This window comes from Luteolibacter sp. (assembly GCF_039920825.1).
In the GTDB taxonomy this organism is placed as follows: Bacteria; Verrucomicrobiota; Verrucomicrobiia; order Verrucomicrobiales; family Akkermansiaceae; genus Luteolibacter.
This window is the reverse complement of sequence record NZ_JBDSCX010000028.1, coordinates 54,095-72,586: the sequence shown is the minus strand read 5'-3', so window position 1 is coordinate 72,586 and position 18,492 is coordinate 54,095. Positions and strand designations below refer to the sequence as shown.

16 protein-coding genes and 1 pseudogene are annotated in these 18,492 nt (G+C 58.6%); 7 read left to right on the top strand and 10 right to left on the bottom strand.

Annotated features, from left to right (window positions below):
* Positions 1-10 precede the first annotated feature (10 nt).
* On the bottom strand, positions 11-3,301 hold the full coding sequence (locus ABIQ96_RS07280; RefSeq protein ID WP_348213905.1) for an Ig-like domain-containing protein: 3,291 nt from the start codon (positions 3,299-3,301) through the stop codon (positions 11-13).
* A 431-nt stretch (positions 3,302-3,732) separates the two neighbouring features.
* Here ABIQ96_RS07280 and ABIQ96_RS07275 point away from each other — a divergent pair, with 431 nt between their 5' ends.
* Complete coding sequence (locus ABIQ96_RS07275; protein ID WP_348213904.1) at positions 3,733-4,434, top strand: hypothetical protein; 702 nt, start codon at positions 3,733-3,735, stop codon at positions 4,432-4,434.
* 24 nt (positions 4,435-4,458) lie between these two features.
* On the opposite strand, the gene ABIQ96_RS07270 is transcribed toward ABIQ96_RS07275, so the two are convergent.
* The gene (locus ABIQ96_RS07270; protein ID WP_348213941.1) at positions 4,459-5,100 is read right to left on the bottom strand and encodes a DUF1080 domain-containing protein; all 642 of its coding nucleotides are present in this window, start codon (positions 5,098-5,100) and stop codon (positions 4,459-4,461) included.
* Positions 5,101-5,184: 84 nt separating this feature from the next.
* Here ABIQ96_RS07270 and ABIQ96_RS07265 point away from each other — a divergent pair, with 84 nt between their 5' ends.
* Positions 5,185-6,162: an alkaline phosphatase family protein gene (locus tag ABIQ96_RS07265; protein ID WP_348213903.1), complete on the top strand. Its 978-nt coding sequence runs from the start codon at positions 5,185-5,187 to the stop codon at positions 6,160-6,162.
* Between the two features lie 18 nt (positions 6,163-6,180).
* Here ABIQ96_RS07265 and ABIQ96_RS07260 read toward each other — a convergent pair whose 3' ends face one another.
* A complete protein-coding gene (locus ABIQ96_RS07260; protein ID WP_348213902.1) occupies positions 6,181-6,951 on the bottom strand; it encodes a sulfite exporter TauE/SafE family protein in 771 nt (256 codons plus the stop codon).
* 166 nt (positions 6,952-7,117) lie between these two features.
* Positions 7,118-7,276 (bottom strand): hypothetical protein, encoded by a 159-nt coding sequence (locus ABIQ96_RS07255; RefSeq protein WP_348213901.1) that lies wholly within the window; start codon positions 7,274-7,276, stop codon positions 7,118-7,120.
* On the opposite strand from ABIQ96_RS07255, the gene ABIQ96_RS07250 reads away from it, so the two are divergent.
* From ABIQ96_RS07250 to ABIQ96_RS07235, 4 genes are all read left to right on the top strand, one after another.
* Positions 7,275-8,027 (top strand): sterol desaturase family protein, encoded by a 753-nt coding sequence (locus tag ABIQ96_RS07250; protein WP_348213900.1) that lies wholly within the window; start codon positions 7,275-7,277, stop codon positions 8,025-8,027. The genes ABIQ96_RS07255 and ABIQ96_RS07250 overlap by 2 nt on opposite strands.
* A 93-nt stretch (positions 8,028-8,120) precedes the next feature.
* Positions 8,121-8,678 carry an acyloxyacyl hydrolase gene (locus ABIQ96_RS07245; protein ID WP_348213899.1) on the top strand — a complete coding sequence of 186 codons (558 nt, stop codon included), beginning with the start codon at positions 8,121-8,123 and terminating at the stop codon, positions 8,676-8,678.
* 119 nt (positions 8,679-8,797) lie between these two features.
* Positions 8,798-9,328, top strand: a complete 531-nt coding sequence (locus ABIQ96_RS07240) for a L,D-transpeptidase family protein (RefSeq protein ID WP_348213898.1) — start codon at positions 8,798-8,800, stop codon at positions 9,326-9,328.
* A 194-nt stretch (positions 9,329-9,522) separates the two neighbouring features.
* A complete protein-coding gene (locus ABIQ96_RS07235) occupies positions 9,523-9,921 on the top strand; it encodes a cupin domain-containing protein (protein ID WP_348213897.1) in 399 nt (132 codons plus the stop codon).
* Between the two features lie 131 nt (positions 9,922-10,052).
* Here ABIQ96_RS07235 and ABIQ96_RS07230 read toward each other — a convergent pair whose 3' ends face one another.
* From ABIQ96_RS07230 to ABIQ96_RS07210, 5 genes and pseudogenes are all read right to left on the bottom strand, one after another.
* Positions 10,053-11,531, bottom strand: coding sequence for a bifunctional 2-methylcitrate dehydratase/aconitate hydratase (locus ABIQ96_RS07230; RefSeq protein ID WP_348213896.1), 1,479 nt, complete (start codon positions 11,529-11,531; stop codon positions 10,053-10,055).
* Positions 11,532-11,543: 12 nt separating this feature from the next.
* On the bottom strand, positions 11,544-12,701 hold the full coding sequence (gene prpC, locus ABIQ96_RS07225; RefSeq protein WP_348213895.1) for a 2-methylcitrate synthase: 1,158 nt from the start codon (positions 12,699-12,701) through the stop codon (positions 11,544-11,546).
* Positions 12,702-12,707: 6 nt separating this feature from the next.
* Positions 12,708-13,550: a methylisocitrate lyase gene (prpB, locus tag ABIQ96_RS07220; RefSeq protein WP_348213894.1), complete on the bottom strand. Its 843-nt coding sequence runs from the start codon at positions 13,548-13,550 to the stop codon at positions 12,708-12,710.
* Positions 13,551-13,605: 55 nt separating this feature from the next.
* Positions 13,606-14,955: pseudogene (locus ABIQ96_RS07215) on the bottom strand (sulfatase); the annotation flags it as partial.
* A gap of 15 nt (positions 14,956-14,970) precedes the next feature.
* Positions 14,971-15,108: a hypothetical protein gene (locus ABIQ96_RS07210; RefSeq protein ID WP_348213893.1), complete on the bottom strand. Its 138-nt coding sequence runs from the start codon at positions 15,106-15,108 to the stop codon at positions 14,971-14,973.
* A gap of 104 nt (positions 15,109-15,212) precedes the next feature.
* Between ABIQ96_RS07210 and ABIQ96_RS07205 the strand changes: the two genes are divergently transcribed.
* Positions 15,213-16,220 carry a hypothetical protein gene (locus tag ABIQ96_RS07205; RefSeq protein WP_348213892.1) on the top strand — a complete coding sequence of 336 codons (1,008 nt, stop codon included), beginning with the start codon at positions 15,213-15,215 and terminating at the stop codon, positions 16,218-16,220.
* Between the two features lie 33 nt (positions 16,221-16,253).
* On the opposite strand, the gene ABIQ96_RS07200 is transcribed toward ABIQ96_RS07205, so the two are convergent.
* A complete protein-coding gene (locus ABIQ96_RS07200) occupies positions 16,254-18,446 on the bottom strand; it encodes a hypothetical protein (RefSeq protein ID WP_348213891.1) in 2,193 nt (730 codons plus the stop codon).
* Between the last annotated feature and the right edge of the window lie 46 nt (positions 18,447-18,492).

Below are 18,492 nucleotides of genomic sequence, written 5' to 3'. Positions count from 1 at the left end.
CCGCAGCCTGTTACTGCGCGTACTTGATCCGATAGAATGCCTTGCCGGCCGGTGGCGACGGGTCGCTGACATTCACCGTGGTGGTGGCGGCGGTGACCGTATCGACAGGCGTCCAGCTGAGCGGTTCCAAGGTGGTGGATCTTTCGAAGACATAGGTGGCACCCACGGTTCCCGTGAAGGTTCCGTTGACCGCTCCGCCACTCAACACCAGCGTGATCTGGCCGGGAGGCGTATTGGCGACGGCGTTCACCGTGATATTGACGAATCCCGCAATCGAGGTTCCGCCCCAGCCATCGTTTACGGTGTAGGTGAAGCCATCGGAACCGCTGAAATTGGCCGCCGGAGTGTAGGTGATGATGCCTGCGTTTTGAGTGACAGTGCCGCCGTTGAAGCTGGTGGCGGAGAAGCCGGCCAGTGTGAGTCCGTCGCCGTCCGCGTCGGTATCATTACCCAGCAGGTCGAAAAAGACGTTGATTGCGAGCGGCGTGTTCGCGTTGGTGATCAGGTTGTCATCGACGACCAATGGGACGGCATTGTTCACCGTCACGGTGACGACGTTGCTGTCAGCGAAGCCCGAGCCGTTGGTGGCGCGCACTTTGTAGCTGCCTGCCGCGGTCAAGTCGGTGATCTCGACGGTTAGATTTGGATCCGTGGCATCGACAATCGGAGTTACGCCCTTATACCATTGGTAGGTCAGCAAAGACGATCCACTGGCTCCCGAGGTCATGGTGAAGGTCCCGTTGTGCAAGCCGTTGCCACCCACCGGCTGGAGACCGATGTGGGGAGCGGTGCCTGGAGGGATGGCGCCAACGGCGCTGAACCCGTCCACCAACAGGCCGGTGGGGCCGTCCGGGGCCTCGTTATTCACTACGAAGTCGATCGTGTTGACTCCTTGGATCAATCCAGGGGCGTTCGCGATATCGATGATGAACGGTTTGAAAACGCCGAAGGTCACACCGGTATCATTCACCAGACCCGTGGCAACTCCGTTGACGCGAATCGCCAGACCTTTGTTATCCGATGCCCACTGTCCTTGAATTTTCACAGTGGACAAGGTGAAGCTCGTGAGATCGACCGTGGTCCGATAGATGTAGGTCCCCGCTCCCGCTCCGGCATCGACGGAGGAGGTAGTGGAGGTGTTCGCATTGGAGTGTGCTCCGATCCATCTTGAGGCACCGGTGTTAGGCAGCCACGATCCCGGGGTATTCGACTGAACCAATGCAACATCGGTGCTCACGTTGTCCGGATTCACCAGAAGCTTGAAATGCGGATCGGTGGCTCCGGCAGCAAGCGGCAGTCCGTCCAATCCGACGCCGGTACTGAAGACGCCGGGGACATTCTCAAGGACCGACAGGCTGGCCGGGTTGCTGGTCGCACTGCTGGTGCCATTGGTCGCAACGAGCGTGTAGGCACCGGAATCGGCGGCGGCCAAGTTAAACAACTGCAGTACAGGGTCGGTGGCTCCGGAGATCTCGGTGCCATTCAGCTTCCACTGATAGGTCAGCGTCGAGCTGCCGATCGCAGTGGAGCGCAGCGTGTAGTTGCTGCCGATGCCGACCGTGGCACCGATCGGATGCAGGGTGATCTGTGGGGCGACGCCCACCATCGCGGCGGCCTCGCGGTTGCTGATGCCGTAACAGTGTACAGACTTGTCGCTCTCGAAGGAGCCAATGGTGATCCTGGCGGTGCCGGAAGCGCTGGCGGTGTAGGCGTATTCGAAGCGGATGCCATTATGCAAACCGTATTGGCTCTGATCGAGGATGGTAGCTTGCTCGCCTGCGGAACCGATCAAGTAAGCCTTCCGGCTGATCCCGGTAGTATCCCATCCCGTGGAATAGAGAGTGAAAACGTAGGCCTTGCCGGGAGTGAGACCGGATAGATTGTGGACCGCGGGGTATCCGTCGAAGATGAAATTATGGGCCAAGGTGGCGCTATAACCGGCCACGGCGTTGTTTGCATCGCCTGTGTTGTTGAAGGCGACGGATGGGAGGTTTGCCGAGGTGTAATTCGTGGCAACCGGATTTCCCCCGGCCACACCGGCGAAGTTGATGCCGTTAATATTGACATTGGTCGCGGCACCGAACTTGACGGCGTGGGTGTAAACGTGGTCCGAGAGAATCCCCGAAGACGCATCGTCGGTCCACGGCTGGGTAGTCCACAAGGTCGGCTGCGTACTGGCGACCGCCTCGCGGTTGCTGAATCCGCTGGTGTGCCAAGTGCCCGAGCCGTGGGTGGGATAGGAAATCAACACTGGCGTACCGAGCGCGTCGGTGGTGTAGGTGTAGTTCACCCGGATCCCGTTGCCCTGGCCATACTGGTTGAGGTTCACGGAAAACTTGTTGCTGCCCGGAACATCGCTGGTGAAGGTCGCGGAGCGGTAGGTCGTGCCGGCATCGAAGGAGAGCCCATACGCGGTGAAGACGTATTGGGTGCTCGGTTTGAGATTCTCCAGCTTGATGCTGGTGTTCGCGCCGTTGTAGCGGAAGTCCTTGGCAAGGTTCGCACTGACACCGGTCACATTGTTCGGCGTCCGGTTACCAAAGACCTGATCCAGGTTCGTCAAAGTGAAGCGCCCGGTGGTCCCGGTCTCGCGTCCGACGAAATTCACCCCGTGGATGGTGACCGGCGTGTTGGTGCCAAAGTTGACGGCGTGGGTGTAAGGGTACTGCGAATCGGCCCCGGAATCGGCATCACCGGTCCAAGGTGCGAAGGACCAGGCCCCGGTTGACGGAGTAATGATCACGTCGTCGATGAGCACCGTGTGGTCCCCCGCGGCTCGGGTGTTAGAAAAGGTGATGGTGTTGGAGGTCCCGGTCGCGGTGAACTCGAAGGCGGCGTATTTGTAGGGGTTGGTCCCGGTAACGTTCGTCACTTCCAAGCTAACAGTCGGTCCGGTCCCGTCGGTGGAAAATTGCAAGGACGGCGTTTGACCGGTACGGGCATTGATCCGGACCGAGACGTTGTATTTCGTCCCGTTGGTCAGGCCGGTGATCACCTGCGAGATGCTGGCGACTCCCGTAGTACCGGCTTGGAGGAAGGCGACTTTCGTGCCTTGGGGAATGGCACCGTTGTTGGCGAAGGGCCCGGCACTGGTGTTGATTCCTATCCGGGTGTTCGGGCTCAAGGTCCAGCCGGTGATGATGCCGCCGTTAGCCGAAGCGTATCCCGGAGAGGTCGCAAACGTATCGGTTTCAAAGCCGGGGTTGGTAATGGTCTGCCCGTTGAGGGGAAGCCAAGGGAGGAGGAGCGTGGCGAGAAGGTATCTCGGGTTGGCTCGGTGGGAGCGAGGGGTTAATTTCATGGGTTTTGGGTTTTGGGGGACGGTCTTGCGGAATGCCCTAATGACAAATGCCTGGCCGGACCTCTGGAATATGATTCAAGCTTCCCTGTTTAGCGTTTTACGAGTGCCTTTGGTAACTGCACGTTTCTGGAGTATGTGGTCCCAGAATGGCGCACCCCCGCTTCCCGCAAAACGCTGCCGACCAGCTTGCCGATCACGCAATTGCTTGATTTTTTAAACGCTTGCCCGGGTGCGGCATGGCGAAGGGCCGGATGTTGGCTCATCAAACGTTTTCACCAGCCTGAGACAGGCAACGCCCCATCCCGGCGCGCAATTGAATAATGCTCGCCGTGGTCATCGAGTTGTGGTGCTCTCGAATTACTGGCTTTCCGCGGAAGATCTCCAAATTGCCCGCGGCCGTTGCCCAGTCCAATCAACCCGTCCGAAAACCCATGAAGCGACTGCTATTATTGACCTTCCTGTTCTGTCCTCTATTGGCCTGTCCTTTACAGGCCGCCGCCAAGGAAAAAGCACCGAAGCGCGTTTGCCGCATCCTGTTTCTCAACCCTCCCGCAGATGCGCCGGAAAAGCTTTTCCTCTTCGACGGAGCCAAATCCCGCGAGGTCCAGCTTTCCGGAATGAACTTATCGGAAACCCAGGAAATTCCTGCCGGCGATGCGGATCTCTATCTGACGCCGGCTCTGGTGGCGAAGCCAGGTGAAATCCCCTCCGGCGCGCCAACCGCGAAACTGCCAGCCTCGTTCGGGGACTTCTATCTGGTCGTCACGTCCGATCCCGCCAACACGGTCGCGCCGGTCAAAATCCAGATCCTCGACTCCGGAAAACAGAAGTTCAAAAAGGGTCAAATTCTTTGGTATAACCTCACCTCCAGCAAAATCATCGGGGATCTCGGGACCAAAAAACTGGACCTCGGCGGAAACGCACAGGCCGTCGTCGAGGAACCGGCGAAGGAGAACGAGTCGTTCGATGTGAACCTGTCCTACCTCGCTCCCGACGATCCTACTCCCCATCCGCTGACCCAAACCCAGTGGGTTCACGACCCGCGCTCGCGCATGGTGATGCTTGTTTATGCCGATGGTGAGAACGCCGTTCCCCAACTCACCGGGGTCAAGGATTTCCGGGAAACCAAGTGATCGGTGGACGCTTGGAAAAGTCGCTCAATCAAGCGGAGTGAGTCGCACATGGCGCAGCTCGAAGGGCACGCCCTCAAGCTGGAAGCCTACTCGCCCTGAAGCAGGGTTTACACGGGTCACGGCGTTTTGCCGCACTCCGTTGATCATGATTTCGATCGTGTCGCCCCGGCAGGTGATGTCGCAGGTGTTCCATTCCCCAGGAGACTTTTCGCTATCAAGTGCGATGTGCCCCTTGAGCGCGGGCGCGGCATTCGGGGCACTGGTGAGTGGCTCAGCAAAGGTGGCCCCGGCCATCGGGAGCAGGTCTCCGGTGTTGCCGTTTTTCGTCTGGATCTGGAAACTCAGCGGCCAGGCCCGGTCTTTCGGCCCCGAGCTGATGTGCACGAGCAAGCCGCCGTTGCCCGGCTTGTCCCGCCAGCGCCACTCGGCGTGCAACATGTAATTGGTATGACTCACGGTGGTGGCGATAAAACCCACGGGTTTACCCGCGACCGCGATCACGCCGCCGGGCTTGAAAGTGCAGACTTCCTTGATGTCCAAGGCAGGCACGGTGACGAACTCCCAGCCCGCAAAGTCGTGGCCGTTGAACAGTTCCACCTCCGGAGAGGCATGACTGGTGGACGCGAACAGGCTGAGAACGAAAAGCAAGGCGGCGGGATGACGCATATCGGCCACGCTAGCGGATTTGTTCCGCAGAGAAGAACTATTTTACGGAAAACCTGAATCCATGTGGGCCGTATGAATTTGCCCATGAACGGCAGATCTCTCTTTCCCACCGCATTTCAAGGACTGCTTGCCATCTGGTGTTGGGCGGCCCCGGCTTTTGACGCTGTGGCGGGAGAGTTTGGCAACCGCCACGTCCTGCTTTTTGGGATCGATGGCTGCCGCTCGGACGCCTTGAAGATCGCCGTTGAAAAAGGCTCGGCACCGAACATCGCCGGACTCATTCACACTGGCACGGTGACTTGGACCGCTTTTGCCGGCGGCGAGTTGGATCAACCTACCCAACAGAACACCGTCAGCGGACCAGGCTGGAGCAGCATCTTCACGGGCGTCTGGGCGAACAAACATGGCGTCACCGACAACAGCTTCCACGGCGAGAATTTCTCCCGCTATCCGAATCTGTTCGATCACCTCCACCAGAGCCATCCCGCCGCCCGATTCGTCTCCCTCGTCAGTTGGCCGCCGATTCACGAAAACCTCATCGGCCCGTCACCCGAAGACGGCAGGACCGCCATCGTCCGCCACACCTGGCCGCATGAGAATCCCGTTGAGCAGGAAAAACCGCTCATTGCCGAAACCATCCAAACCATTTCTAACGGCGATCCCGACATCGTGTTCTGTTATCAAGGCCAGGTCGATACCGCGGGGCATCAACACGGGTTCAGTCCGGATGTGCCGGAATACATGGACGCCATCCACCTGACCGACGCGCGCATCGGCGAAGTCCTAACCGCCGTCCGCCAGCGCCAGTCGTTTGCCTCAGAAAACTGGCTGCTCATCGTCGCCACCGATCACGGCGGCAGCGGCACCAAACACGGCGGCCAATCCCCCGAAGAACGCACCATCCCGCTCATCGTCTCCGGCGGCGACGTGGCAAAAGGCGTCGTTTCCAAGGAAATCATCGGACAAACCTGTATCCCCGCCACCGTTTTCCACCATCTCCAAGTGGACGTCCCCGCATCATGGACGTGGGAGGCGAAGGCGTTTCCGGAAACCGCTCATTGACGAACTTCTAACGAATTCTCAGGAATGAAAGCGCCGATAGAACGTGATCGCCGAAATCCCGAATCCAACGCCGAGCACGATCCGCCTCACCCAGAGTTGGGGAATTTTTTGCGAATAGTGGGACCCGAGGAAATAGCCGATCACGGCCCCCACGGTCATCACACCCGCTTTCGGCCAGTCGATCAGCCCACCCGCGATGAACATAATGGCCGCCACGACGTTGATCAGCGAGCCGAGGATGTTCTTCAGCGCGTTCATCTGATGGATGTCCTTCAAACCGATGAACCCCAGAGTCGCCAACATCAGGATGCCGATCCCCGCGCCGAAGTAACCGCCGTAAATCGAAACTAAGAATTGGAAAAACACCGCCGGCCAGATCAAGGGCTCGCGCTTGGGTGCGGTGGAGGAACGTTTCAACAGACGCGAAACGAGTCCCTGGGCCATGAACAGCAGGGTGGCGAAAAGAATCAGGAACGGCACCAGACGCGAGAAGGTTTCGTTGCTCGAGCGCGTAAGCAGCCAACTACCGATCAGCCCCCCTAACAAACTCACCGGCACGAAGCGCCACAGCCACACACGGATCTCCGCGATGTATCGCCGGAAGCCATAGACCGAGCCTCCCGTCCCGATTACCAAGGCAAGGGTGCTTGTCGCATTCGCCACCACGGCCGGCGTTCCGATCGCCAGCAGGGTTGGAAATGTGAGAATCGTTCCACCTCCCGCCACCGCATTGATCGCACCCGCAGCCGTTGCCGCACCCAGCAGGGAAAGGATTTCCGTTATCGTCATCACGCGGCGGCACCGTAACCGGACGCACGGCGGGAACAATCGCGAAGATCGACCATCATCACGAATGGGATCAATCCTCGGAAATTAACGTTCTCGTGATGGACTTACGGGCCACGAGCGATGAAAATGGTTTCGGGAGCGACACATCCGCCCAAAGCTTCAGAATTCAACGAAAACCTCTCCCTCCGAGAAGCGTAATGGATTCCAGCGGCTTACAAAAACAGACCGAATAATCTCCCACCCCTTCGTCGATGATGGCTGACTTGCTAGAACCAATCCTCCATTTCATCAAATCGGTGGCGAACACCTCGATTTCGATCGCCATGCGATACGGCCTTCTCGCCGGTGTCGCATGGCTGCTGGCCTACGTGATTTTCTACCGGCGGTGGCGGCATCGGAAGGTGGTGCAGAAACTTCCACCGGGCTCGGAAATCCGGCGGGAAATTTTCTACTCCGCCGTCTCGGTGGTGGTTTTCGCAGCGGTGGGAGCCCTCACGATCCTGGCTGCCAAACAGGGGTGGACCCGAATTTATACCCAACGTGAAAAATATCCGTCGTGGTGGTTCTGGTGCAGCATCGTCTGCGCGATCATGCTGCATGACACATGGTTCTATTGGACCCACCGGCTGATGCACCATCGCAAGCTGTTCCGCTATTTCCACCGGATCCATCATCTCTCCCACAACCCAAGCCCGTGGGCGGCCTATGCGTTCGATCCCGCCGAGGCCGTGGTCCAAGGCGCCATTTTTCCGCTGGTCGTATTCGTCATGCCGATCCATCCCGCCGCCTTCGGCATCTTCATGATCTGGCAGATCGCCCACAACATCGTCGGCCACACCGGTTTCGAAATCCATCCCCGCTGGCTCATCGATTCACCGCTCGGCAAGATTCTCAACACCACGACCAACCACGCGATGCATCATGAAAAATTGCGCGGGAACTACGGACTTTATTTCAACGTTTGGGACCGCCTGATGAAAACGAACCATGCCGATTACGAGCAACGGTTCCGCGAGGTGACGACACGGCCGAAAGAACAGGGTTCATCGGCCCCGCTGCAGGATACGGAAGTTTAATGGAGACTGTTGATTTTCAACGGAATCCTTGGCACGGCGGATAGATGTGCTATACAGGTGAACGAGGGATTCCCCCGAACCCATACAAAACCCATGTTCACCCCAAAGATGATTTCAAAACCCCTGGTTGTCCTCGCCGCGCTTCTGATTGAGCCGCGTTGTTTCGCAGTCACCACCCTGATTGACTCGATGGCCTTCGAATCCGGCATCGCCGAAAAAGTCGAAATGGCACGCGTCAGCGTTCAGTCGGACTGGAACTGTAGCTGGTTTGAACAAACGAACACCCATCTCTCAGGCTACTGGGATGCCAACCTCGCCTTGTTGCGTGGTGACGCCTATCAGGACCAGCCGGACAAGCACCAGAATATCGCAGTGCTCAATCTGACCCCGGTCTTTCGTTACGAACGGATGGACAAGAAAGGCTGGTATTGCGAGGCCGGCGTCGGCGCGAGTTTTTTCTTCGACCTGTATGACAACAACGGCGACCAACTTTCGACCCACTTCGAATTCGCCGACCATTTTGGCATTGGCTACGTCTTCGACAACCGGTGGGAGCTCGGCGCAAAGGTCCAACATTACTCGAACGGCGGTTTCAAAAAACCAAACGACGGCATCACCTGGCTGGTGCTGAAAGTGGGTTATCATTTCTAAAAAACGCGTGCCGCCGCAGATGGTGCGGTATGTAGCGATTACGAATTCGATCAGACCAGAGCGACTGCGGGGTTGACGAATGGGGGCACGCCTTGGCACAGGAGGTCGCCAACACCGCCATGAACCTTTTCCTTTCCCATATCGCCCGACGGGCGTGGATCGCCATCCCGTTGCTCACGGGCAGTTGCACGATGATTCCCGAGCTCGGTGCCCTTACCGACCGGGGCGATACCCGCCACCGCCGGATCGTCGTCAGCCTCCGCGAGCAAAAAGCTTATCTTTATCATGAGCGCGAGCTGGTGGCGGAGTCCGCCATTTCCTCCGGCCGCGAGGGCAAGAACACACCCACCGGACACTTTTCGGTCGTCGAGAAGGATTCCGACCACCGCTCCTCGCTCTACGGGAACTACGTCCAAAATGGCAGGGTGGTGAAGCAAAACGTAGACGTCCGAAAAGGCGGACGCCCGTCCGGCACGAAATTCGAAGGAGTGCCGATGCCTTATTTCCTGCGCTTCAGCGGAGCTTGCGGACTGCATGCCGGAAAAATCCCCGGCTACCCGGCGTCCAGCGGCTGCATCCGTCTGCCCAAGCGCCAGGCCAAACGCTTTTACGACGCCGTCCGCGTGGGAACACCGGTCATCGTCGAGTGACGGGAGCACATCGATCTCGAGCGGAAAGGCAGAGGTCTGTTTTCCGCAACCTTTGCGATGGACCAAACGGGTGCGAAGGGTGTAGGTTGCCTGTTGCTTTTTCAGGCATGGAGAACGCTATCCGACTCTGGCAATGAGTCCCGTTCCCGCGCCCACTCCGCATCTCCCCCCATCACCTCAAACCAAACCTAACAATGAATGCGACCCAAGATATCAATCAACTGGCTCAGCTGGCTGAAGCCAAAGGCTTCGATCGCCCTGACGAAGTCCGCGAGTTCCAGAATGGAAAAGTCGAACTCATCAAAATCGGAGGAGCCACCATCGGCCGTGCGACCTTGGAACCCGGCTGGAAATGGTCCACCTGTGTCCAGCCGATCGCGAAGACGCACAGCTGCCAGGCGGCCCATCTCCAATATCACATCTCCGGAGTGCTCGTGGTCCGGATGGACGACGGCACTGAAGTTCAATGCAATCCGGGCGACGTTTCATTCCTACCTCCCGGCCACGACGCCTGGGTAGTGGGCGACAAACCCGCCGTCATCGTGGATTTCCAAGGCATGATCGATTTTGCGAAAAACTCGGAACACTGCTAACCTTGTCCACGCTGTTTTTCATCTGCTAGACTGGTTATGGCGAACATTCACCGCCTCTGGCATGAAGCGGCACGTAGGAGCGCGTCCGCAAATGAACGGCGAAAGACTCTCGAGGCAGAGTTTCATACACTTCATGGCTCAGGCTGTTTCACAAATGCCTCGACGAATTCGGGAACAGGCATGGCTTCGAGAGCGCCACGGTCTGCAAAGAGTTCCGACAGAAATGCGGCATGTTCTCCTCCAAAATGCGCGGCGAATGCCGTTTGCGCTTTCTGCCGGAGGACCGGAATACCTTCACGCCGCCGACGCCGGTGGCCAATGGGATACTCCACGACAACCTTTCCCGTCGCCGAGCCATCCTGGAAAAAGATCTGCACGGCATTTGCGATGGAGCGCTTTTCCGGATCGAGGTAATCCATCGAATAGGATGGATCTTCCCTAACCGTCATTTTTTCACGAAGGACATCGATGCGGGGATCGGCGGCGACGTGGTCCTCGTAATGATCTGCTGTGAGTTCGCCGAAGATCAGACCGATGGCGATCATGTATTGCAGACAATGATCGCGGTCGGCCGGATTGTTGAGCGGGCCGCTCTTGTCGATGATCCGGATCGCGGATTCATGAGTGGTGAGTTCGATCCGTTCGATCTCGTCGAGCCGGCTTTTAACCAACGGATGAAGCGTCATCGCGCACTCGACCGCCGTTTGGGCGTGGAACTCGGCGGGGAAGGAAATTTTGAAAAGGATCTGCTCCATCACATAGCTGCCGAGCGGTCGGGCAAGTGTGACCGGGCGCCCTTTGAACGAGACGTCCTGGAATCCCCACGTCTTCGCAGTTAGAGCGGACGAATAACCCATTTCCCCGGTCATGGCGATGAGCGCGAGGCGGACAGCACGGCTGGTCGCATCGCCCGCGGCCCAGGATTTCCTGGATCCCGTATTCGGCGCATGGCGATAAGTGCGCAACGAGGAACCGTCGATCCAAGCGTGTGAGATGGCATTGATGATTTGCTCGCGGTTTCCGCCTAACATCCCAACCGTCACTGCCGTGGAGGCGATGCGCACCAGCAACACATGATCAAGGCCGACGCGGTTGAAGGAATTCTCAAGTGCCAGCACACCCTGGATTTCGTGAGCCTTGATCATGGCGATCAGGACATCATGCATTGTCAGCATCCGCGCCGGGAGTGGAGAGGAAAACGCGGCGGGCGAGTGCCCGGCATTTCGCGAAAGCCAATCCGCAGTGGCGAGGATGGCCCCAAGATTGTCGGAAGGATGACCCCACTCCGCCGCGAGCCAAGTGTCGTTGAAGTCCAACCAGCGAACGATCGTGCCGATGTTGAAAGCGGCCTGCACGGGATCAAGCTCGTAAGCGGTTCCCGGGACTCTCGCGCCGCGGGCGATGGTGGTGCCGGGAACAACCGGCCCTAGCAGCTTGGTGCATGCCGGATAAGCGAGAGCCATGATGCCGCAGGCGAGGGTGTCGGCGAGACACCAGCGGGCGGTGTCGAATGCCTCGTCGCTGGTGATCGTATAATCAAGGACGTAATCGGCGATTTCCGCTAACAACGGATCGGGATCAGGGCGGATGTTGCTGATGGGAGAGGACACGGCTGGAAAAAGTTATCGCTGGTCGAGCGGTGGAAAAGGGCGGGGTTCCGGGCCAGTGTAATTGGCCCCCGGGCGGATGAGTTTGCCATCGATGCGTTGCTCGATGATGTGCGCGGCCCAACCGGCGGTGCGGGCGATGACGAACAACGGGGTGAACATGGCGGTCGGCACACCCAGCTCATGATAGACCACCGCGCTGAACCAATCGAGATTCGGGAACATCCGTTTCTCGTTCCACATCACGCTTTCGATTCGCTCGGCGATCTCAAACAGATTCTGATCGCCGTTCTCCACGCAAAGTTCGCGGGCGATCTCCTTGACGGCCGCGTTCCGAGGGTCGCTGACAGTGTAGACGGGATGACCGAAACCGATGACTATCTCCTTGTTCGCCAAACGGGCATGCAGGTCGGCCTCGGCTTCGTCCGGTGTCTGATAGCGCTGCTGGATTTCGTAGGCAACCTCGTTCGCACCGCCGTGCTTGGGACCACGGAGGGCACCGATCGCGCCAACGACGGCGGAGTGAAAATCCGCGCCCGTTCCGGTAATCACCCGCGCGGTGAAGGTGGAAGCGTTGAACTCGTGCTCGGCATACAAGATCAGCGAACTGTCGAGGGAATGGATGTGGGAACCTGAAGCCGGACTCTGATACAGCAGATGGAGGAAATGACCGGCGATGGACGTGTCGTCGGTCTCGACGTCGATGCGTTTTCCTCCGGTGGAGTAATGATGCCAGTAAAGCAGCATCGAAGGGAGGCAAGCGAGAAGCCGGTCGGCGATTTCGCGGGCACCGGCGGCAGACGACGGACCCGCACCGGCCGATGGCAACCGCTCGGGCTCGAAATTTCCTAACATCGAACAGCCGGTTCGCAGGACATCCATCGGGTGGGTTCCAGCCGGGATGGCTTCGAGCGCGGCTTTCAAGCCCGCAGGAAGGCCGCGGAGTTTTTCCAACTTCGCGACATACGCGGCAAGTTCGGCGCGGGTCGGAAGGCGTTCGTGAATCAACAGGTGGGCCACCTCCTCGAAGGTGGCGAGTTCGGCGAGTTCGGCGATGTCGTAGCCGCGGTAGTATAGATCGCTGCCGGTGTGGCCGACGGTGCAGACGCTCGTATTGCCGGCCACCACCCCGGAGAGCGCGACGGATTTCTTGGCCTTGGGTTCATCGGACATGGCGTGCTATTTGGGAGGTTGATAACCTAACATCTCATAAAGCTCGGTCCGGGTCTGCATGCGATCGACCACATCGCTCTGCGTGCCGTTGCGGCGTATCGCATGATAAATCTCCAGCGAAGCGGAGGCCGCGGCCCGCGAGGCGGACAGCGGATAGAGCACCATGGCGACTCCCGCCTCGCGCATTTCCTCCATCGTGAAATAAGGAGTCATGCCGAACTCGGTGAGATTAATCAGGACCGGAACTTTCACCTCACGGGTGAACGCGCGGATGTCATCGAGCGAACGCAGGGCTTCGGCGAAAATCATGTCGGCTCCGGCGGCAACATACGCGCGGGCGCGGTCGATGGCGGCGGCCAGACCTTCGACGGCCACGGCGTCGGTGCGAGCCATGATGGTGAAATTCGAATGGGGTTTTCCGGAGACTGCGGCCCGGACCCTGGCGACCATTTCCTCCTTAGGAACCAAATATTTTCCCGGCAGGTGGCCACAAAGTTTTGCAGCGACCTGGTCCTCGATATGAACTGCGGCGGCACCCGCGGCTGCCACTTCACGGACGGCCTTCGCAGGATCGTCCCAGCCGGTGTCGATGTCCACTAACAGCGGCAATTTCACCCGGCCGCAAATTCGCCGGACGTCGATGAGCACATCCTCAAGTTCCGTTAGTCCCGTATCGGGGATGCCGTAGGAGTGATTGGCGACACCCGCGCCGGAGAGGTAGAGTGCCAGAAATCCGGCGGACTGGGCCTGCAACGCCGCATAGGCATTGATCGCCCCCGCGATCTGAAGCGGCGACTCCGCCTGGAGCGCTTCGCGAAACGTGGAAGTGGGAGGATACGGCGGATTCACGGGACTACAAGCGATCACCCTAGAGTTTCCGGAAGCGGTGTCGAGGAAATGAAAGTCAGCGTCCGGGGCCGCCATTTCCCGGCGGGTGAACGGCATCCTGGAGTGTGGAAAATTGGTCCGGGAAAACGGCATCCCCCTCCACCTTGCCGGGGCCGCGGCGGCCGGTTCCCTTGTTGCCGGTCAAGTCGTCTCCAAGGTCGGCACGGGCTTTGTCCGCCAAGGTCAAGAGCTGCTGGAGCACTTCGGGATTTTCCGCTGCGAGGTCGTGCTGCTGGCCAGGATCGGCGGTCAGGTCATGGAGTTCGGGGGAAGTGATCGCCTTTTGGTCATACTTCGCCTCCCGCCCATCGGTGCCGCCCGGACGACCGCTCAAAGTTCGATAGGTCCTCGGCAGCTCGAGCTTCCATTTGCCGCTGCGCAGGGCTTCGAGCGAGTTGACCTGATAGTAAAAGTAGAGGACCTCGTGCGGCGATTGATCGGTCTTCCCGAAAATCACCGGACCGATGTCGAGTCCGTCGATTTTTCTAGCAGGAAGGTCCGCACCGATCAGCTTGGCGACGGTGGGCAGCAGATCGATTGTCATGAGAGCAGCGTCGCACGAACGCCCGGCAGGAACATGGCCCGGCCAGCGCATGAGCGTGGGCACGCGCACGCCGCCGTCCCAACTCGTGCCTTTTCCCTCACGCAGGGGCGCGGCCGATCCGGCGTGATCGCCGAAGCTGAGCCACGGTCCGTTGTCCGAGGAAAAAACGACGAGCGTGTTGTCATCGAGCCCGTTTTTCCGGATCGCGCCAAGGATTTCCCCCACCGACCAATCGACCTCCATCATCACATCGCCGAAAAGCCCGTGCCCACTTTTCTCGCGGAATCGATCGGAAACATGCAGCGGCACATGGACCATCGAGTGCGGCACATAGAGCAGGAAAGGTTTCTCGCGATGGCGGTTGATGAAGTCCACCGCATGCTCGGTGTAGAGCGTGGTGAGCTGGTCCTGCACGGCATCGTCCACGGAAGCCACGGCGAGCGAGTTTTGGGAAATGAGCGGAAGTTTCTGATAGTTATTTCTCGCAAAAGGAACGCCATGAGGCGCACCGACAGGCGTCATGTCGTTTGAGTATGGCAGCCCGAAATATTCGTCGAAGCCCTGGTTGAGCGGGAGAAAACGTTTCTCATCCCCAAGATGCCATTTGCCATAAACCGCGGTGGCGTAGTCCTTCTGTTTGCAGATCTCGGCGATGGTGGTTTCCTCGGGCGAGAGACCGACCCGGTTATGCGGAGCCAGCGCGCCGGAGATGCCCACTCGGTTCGGATAGCAGCCTGTCATCAAAGCGGCACGGCTCGCGGAGCAGACCGCCTGTGCCGAATAAAAACTCGTGAATCGCGTCCCTTCCGCCGCCATGCGATCAAGGTTCGGTGTGGCTTAGCCCTTGGCACCGAACGGACCGATGTCCGCATAGCCCATGTCGTCCATGTAAATGATGACAATGTTGGGAGTGCTGGCGAAAGCCGCCGTGATGCAGCACATGATGAGGAAGGCAAGATGGGGCAGACGAATCATTCCGACCAGATACGATTCCCACGGGGATTTGTTGCAGCGGTGATTCCACTTTGAGAATTGTGTTTGGCATCGACGCTCCTTATTGAACATTTCCCTTCACCGCCATGCGATCTGTCCGAAATCAAAATCCCGGCAAGCTGACATTCCTGCTGTTGGTCTTCCTGCTGGGCAGTCCATTCGCCACCGCACGGGCTTGGAAAAACGATACCGGCCAGATCATCGATGCCGACCTCGTCGCCGTCCGTGGCGAGTCGGCAGTGCTAAGCAGGAACGGCAAGGAATTTGTTTTCCCTATCAGCAAACTCAGTGAGGAGGATCGCAAATTCATCAAGGAGTGGCAGGCACATCCACCCGTCATCCCGCCGAGAAAACTTACCTTCGCCGGACAACCGCTCGAAACCGGCGGCAAGGTCAACATGCTCGAGTTCGATTATAGCTCGTCCGTCTTGAAAGAGCTGAAAACGAAATACCGATCGGACGAGACGAAGTTCCGCATCGCCATCGTCGTCCCTGCGAATTTCGATCCCGCCAAACCGCAGCATGTCTACATCCCCTGCTCCGCCACGAACAACCCGGAAGAGGCGAAGGCGGGGAACGTCAAAGTCATCGGCGAATACACCAAGGCCTGTCTCGACAATGGCTGGATCTGCCTAACCACCGACAGCGATCTCGGCATCACCGCCAATTTCATCGCGCTCGAGAACGCCATCGAAAAGCTCGACAACGAATGGCCTAACTTCCGCCGCTGGGGCTTCGCAACCGGCGGCTTCTCGGGCGGAGGAAAAGGCTGCTACTACGTCGCCGCTCAGTTGATCCGGACCGACCACCGCGTCATCGGCACCTTCATGGGAGCGTGCAACGAGGACTGGAGCGCCAAATGCCGCGACTATCTTAAAGCCCCGATCGCCGGCTACCGCACCGTGAACACGTTTCTCAGTGTGGGAAAAAACGACACGCTCGCCACACCCGAGATCTGCGCGAAAAACGAACAAAGCCTGCACGCCGGCGGCATCACTTCGACGCGGTTGGAGCTGTTCGACGGCGGCCACGTCCTTCACAAGCCACACATTGATGTGGCGTTGAAATGGTTTGTCGAGAAAGAGGCAAAGTGAAGGAATTTCGCCGCCAGCTCGCACACAGTTAGATCACCGCCCGGCAGGCAATTCGATTCGCGCCCGATAGTTAAACCGGTCGTTGGGAGCGGCATCACCATTGACTGTGAAGTCACTCCAATCTCCCGTCTGTTGCAAGTTATCGGCCCATTTGAAATCCAAGTTCACTGGTCTGGATTTCACCCCGAGCACCGTCCGCGGGATGGCCAGTTCCATTTCCTTTCCCACCACACGGAACTTAACCGGAACCGGTGAATCCCAGAGGTAACCCGTGCCGGCATGTTTCTCGATGAACGTCTGCTGCGCCGTAGCACTCGTGCGATTAACTACAAAATCGTAACCCAGCCAGCCGTTAGCCGGATTCTGATCCGCGTCGATGTAAAGCAGCATCCAATTCGGATCGGTGGGAGGCGTGATCGGATCGTGATTCCTAACATAGAAATAAACGTTCTCCGCGTCAGCGCTCACCTTGGCAACCACGATGTCGTTCCGGCCGGTTGAGTTCAAATAATTTCCAGCCTTGCCCCAACCCGCATGATCTCGGCGCACGGGATCGCCGATATTGTCGCGGAATTCCGGTGAAACTTCGCGCCAGTCATCGAAACGGCCGTCCACCGTGATCGGCTGGCTTCGCACCGGCGGCAGCGCGCGGACGCCCTTGTAACGGCGGATGGCCGAAACCATCTGATAGTAATAGTTGTCGCCATGCCCGCCCTTCATCGGCTCCACGTCGCGGCTGTGCTCCTGATCGAACTGGTCCACGAACATCACGGGCTCCCTAACGCCACCGAAATCGTCGAAACGCCCGGCAATCCATTCGTTCCAACCCGTGATGAAAATGAACTGCGGATCCACTTTCAACGCGCGTTCCCATTGTTCCGCGAAGTTCAATCCGCGCGCCACCGCGTCGGGAGATTTATCCATCGCGCCATCGTGAAAACTCCTGCCCTTCGCGTTCGCCTCGCTCATGGAGCCGAGCCGATGATCCACCGCATTCTGCGCCACGCCCACGGACATCATCTCGTTTTCACCGGAGGAATTGGTGAAAACATGCTGCGGCGAGATTTCCAGCCAACTCCACATGTCAGGCTGCGTCGGGCCTTGGAAATAGTCCGGCTGTGGTTTCCGGAACGTGAAGAAATCGCGGATATTTTCGTTAGGCCCGCCGGTCAGAGCGATCTTCAAGGTTCGGTCTCCATCAGCGGGCTGCCCGTCGATGAAGGCCCGGCCGGAAGCGAACGTATCCGCCGGATCGCTCCACCAACCGATGGTCTTGTTGGAATCCGACGCTTGTAGAAAATAATTTCCCGGCGCCAGCGGCGGATCGAAGTCCAGAGTGAGCCAGGCATTGTCACCCACATTTTCAAAACGGCGGCTCACGATACGTTTACCCGCCGGTCCGTCGCGGAACAAGGTAAGCGTCACCGCGGCGTCGGAAGTTTGCCAGGTCGGAAAACATCCGGCCACGGAGTGAAACGGTTTTGCAGCACTGAATGACTGTCCGAGCACCTGCCCCGCGGTCAGAGGAATCGGAGATGTTAGTTTCGGAATTCCTTCCACATCACCTTGGAAGTAGGCCGGATCCGCAAGGATGAGCGGCTTGCCTTTCCAGCGGAACCACAAGTCCGGCTGCAATCCCGGCTCATACAGGTTCTTCCACAAATCAGTCACCACCGCTTGTGGATTCCCGAAGGGACAGAGAAATGCGATCTGTGGAGTGCGTCCGCCATTTTGCCGGACTTCGGCAAAGGCGTGCAGCAGGGCCCGGTAGCTTTCCGGATAGGTGAGACCGTTGGTGACATCGAAAATCACCATGTCCACACCCGCATCCGTCAGCATCTGAGCGTGTTTGCGGATCACCGCCTCGTCGTCGGAAACATAATACCCGAAAATGGATTCGCCCCAATGGTGTGGCGCGTGCATTGGCCCCCAAAGCGGACTATCAGGTTTGCCCATCGCCTGCGGATCCGCCGCGCGGATTTTTGAAATATCGAACGGGCCCGCCTCGCCATGACGCCCGAGCCAGAGGAAATAGAAAATGCCGACACATTTATCCTTACGCGGCGCGCCCACCTGCGCCTGTGATGGCAGCGAACGCCCCAAGCCATCTGTGGCCACCCACGTATCGCTGAAGGTGTCCCAAATTTCAGGGGCCGCATGCATCAGGCACGGCAGCAACGCAAGACCTCCAAGCAAGCGGTTGAAAAAATGGCGGGGATGCTTCATGGGAACTCTTTCAAACGACCGATCCCATCGATACCTTTCGCAAGAG

Excerpts from the sequence above, each read along its gene's own strand:
- ABIQ96_RS07280 (WP_348213905.1), bottom strand. The coding sequence starts at position 3,301 with ATGAAATTAACCCCTCGCTCCCACCGAGCCAACCCGAGATACCTTCTC.
- ABIQ96_RS07260 (WP_348213902.1), bottom strand. The coding sequence starts at position 6,951 with ATGACGATAACGGAAATCCTTTCCCTGCTGGGTGCGGCAACGGCTGCG.
- ABIQ96_RS07200 (WP_348213891.1), bottom strand. The coding sequence starts at position 18,446 with ATGAAGCATCCCCGCCATTTTTTCAACCGCTTGCTTGGAGGTCTTGCG.
- ABIQ96_RS07240 (WP_348213898.1), top strand. The coding sequence starts at position 8,798 with ATGAACCTTTTCCTTTCCCATATCGCCCGACGGGCGTGGATCGCCATC.
- ABIQ96_RS07270 (WP_348213941.1), bottom strand. The coding sequence starts at position 5,100 with ATGCGTCATCCCGCCGCCTTGCTTTTCGTTCTCAGCCTGTTCGCGTCC.
- ABIQ96_RS07250 (WP_348213900.1), top strand. The coding sequence starts at position 7,275 with ATGCGATACGGCCTTCTCGCCGGTGTCGCATGGCTGCTGGCCTACGTG.
- ABIQ96_RS07210 (WP_348213893.1), bottom strand. The coding sequence starts at position 15,108 with ATGATTCGTCTGCCCCATCTTGCCTTCCTCATCATGTGCTGCATCACG.
- ABIQ96_RS07235 (WP_348213897.1), top strand. The coding sequence starts at position 9,523 with ATGAATGCGACCCAAGATATCAATCAACTGGCTCAGCTGGCTGAAGCC.
- ABIQ96_RS07255 (WP_348213901.1), bottom strand. The coding sequence starts at position 7,276 with ATGGCGATCGAAATCGAGGTGTTCGCCACCGATTTGATGAAATGGAGG.
- ABIQ96_RS07245 (WP_348213899.1), top strand. The coding sequence starts at position 8,121 with ATGTTCACCCCAAAGATGATTTCAAAACCCCTGGTTGTCCTCGCCGCG.
- prpC (WP_348213895.1), bottom strand. The coding sequence starts at position 12,701 with ATGTCCGATGAACCCAAGGCCAAGAAATCCGTCGCGCTCTCCGGGGTG.
- ABIQ96_RS07205 (WP_348213892.1), top strand. The coding sequence starts at position 15,213 with ATGCGATCTGTCCGAAATCAAAATCCCGGCAAGCTGACATTCCTGCTG.
- ABIQ96_RS07275 (WP_348213904.1), top strand. The coding sequence starts at position 3,733 with ATGAAGCGACTGCTATTATTGACCTTCCTGTTCTGTCCTCTATTGGCC.
- ABIQ96_RS07265 (WP_348213903.1), top strand. The coding sequence starts at position 5,185 with ATGAACGGCAGATCTCTCTTTCCCACCGCATTTCAAGGACTGCTTGCC.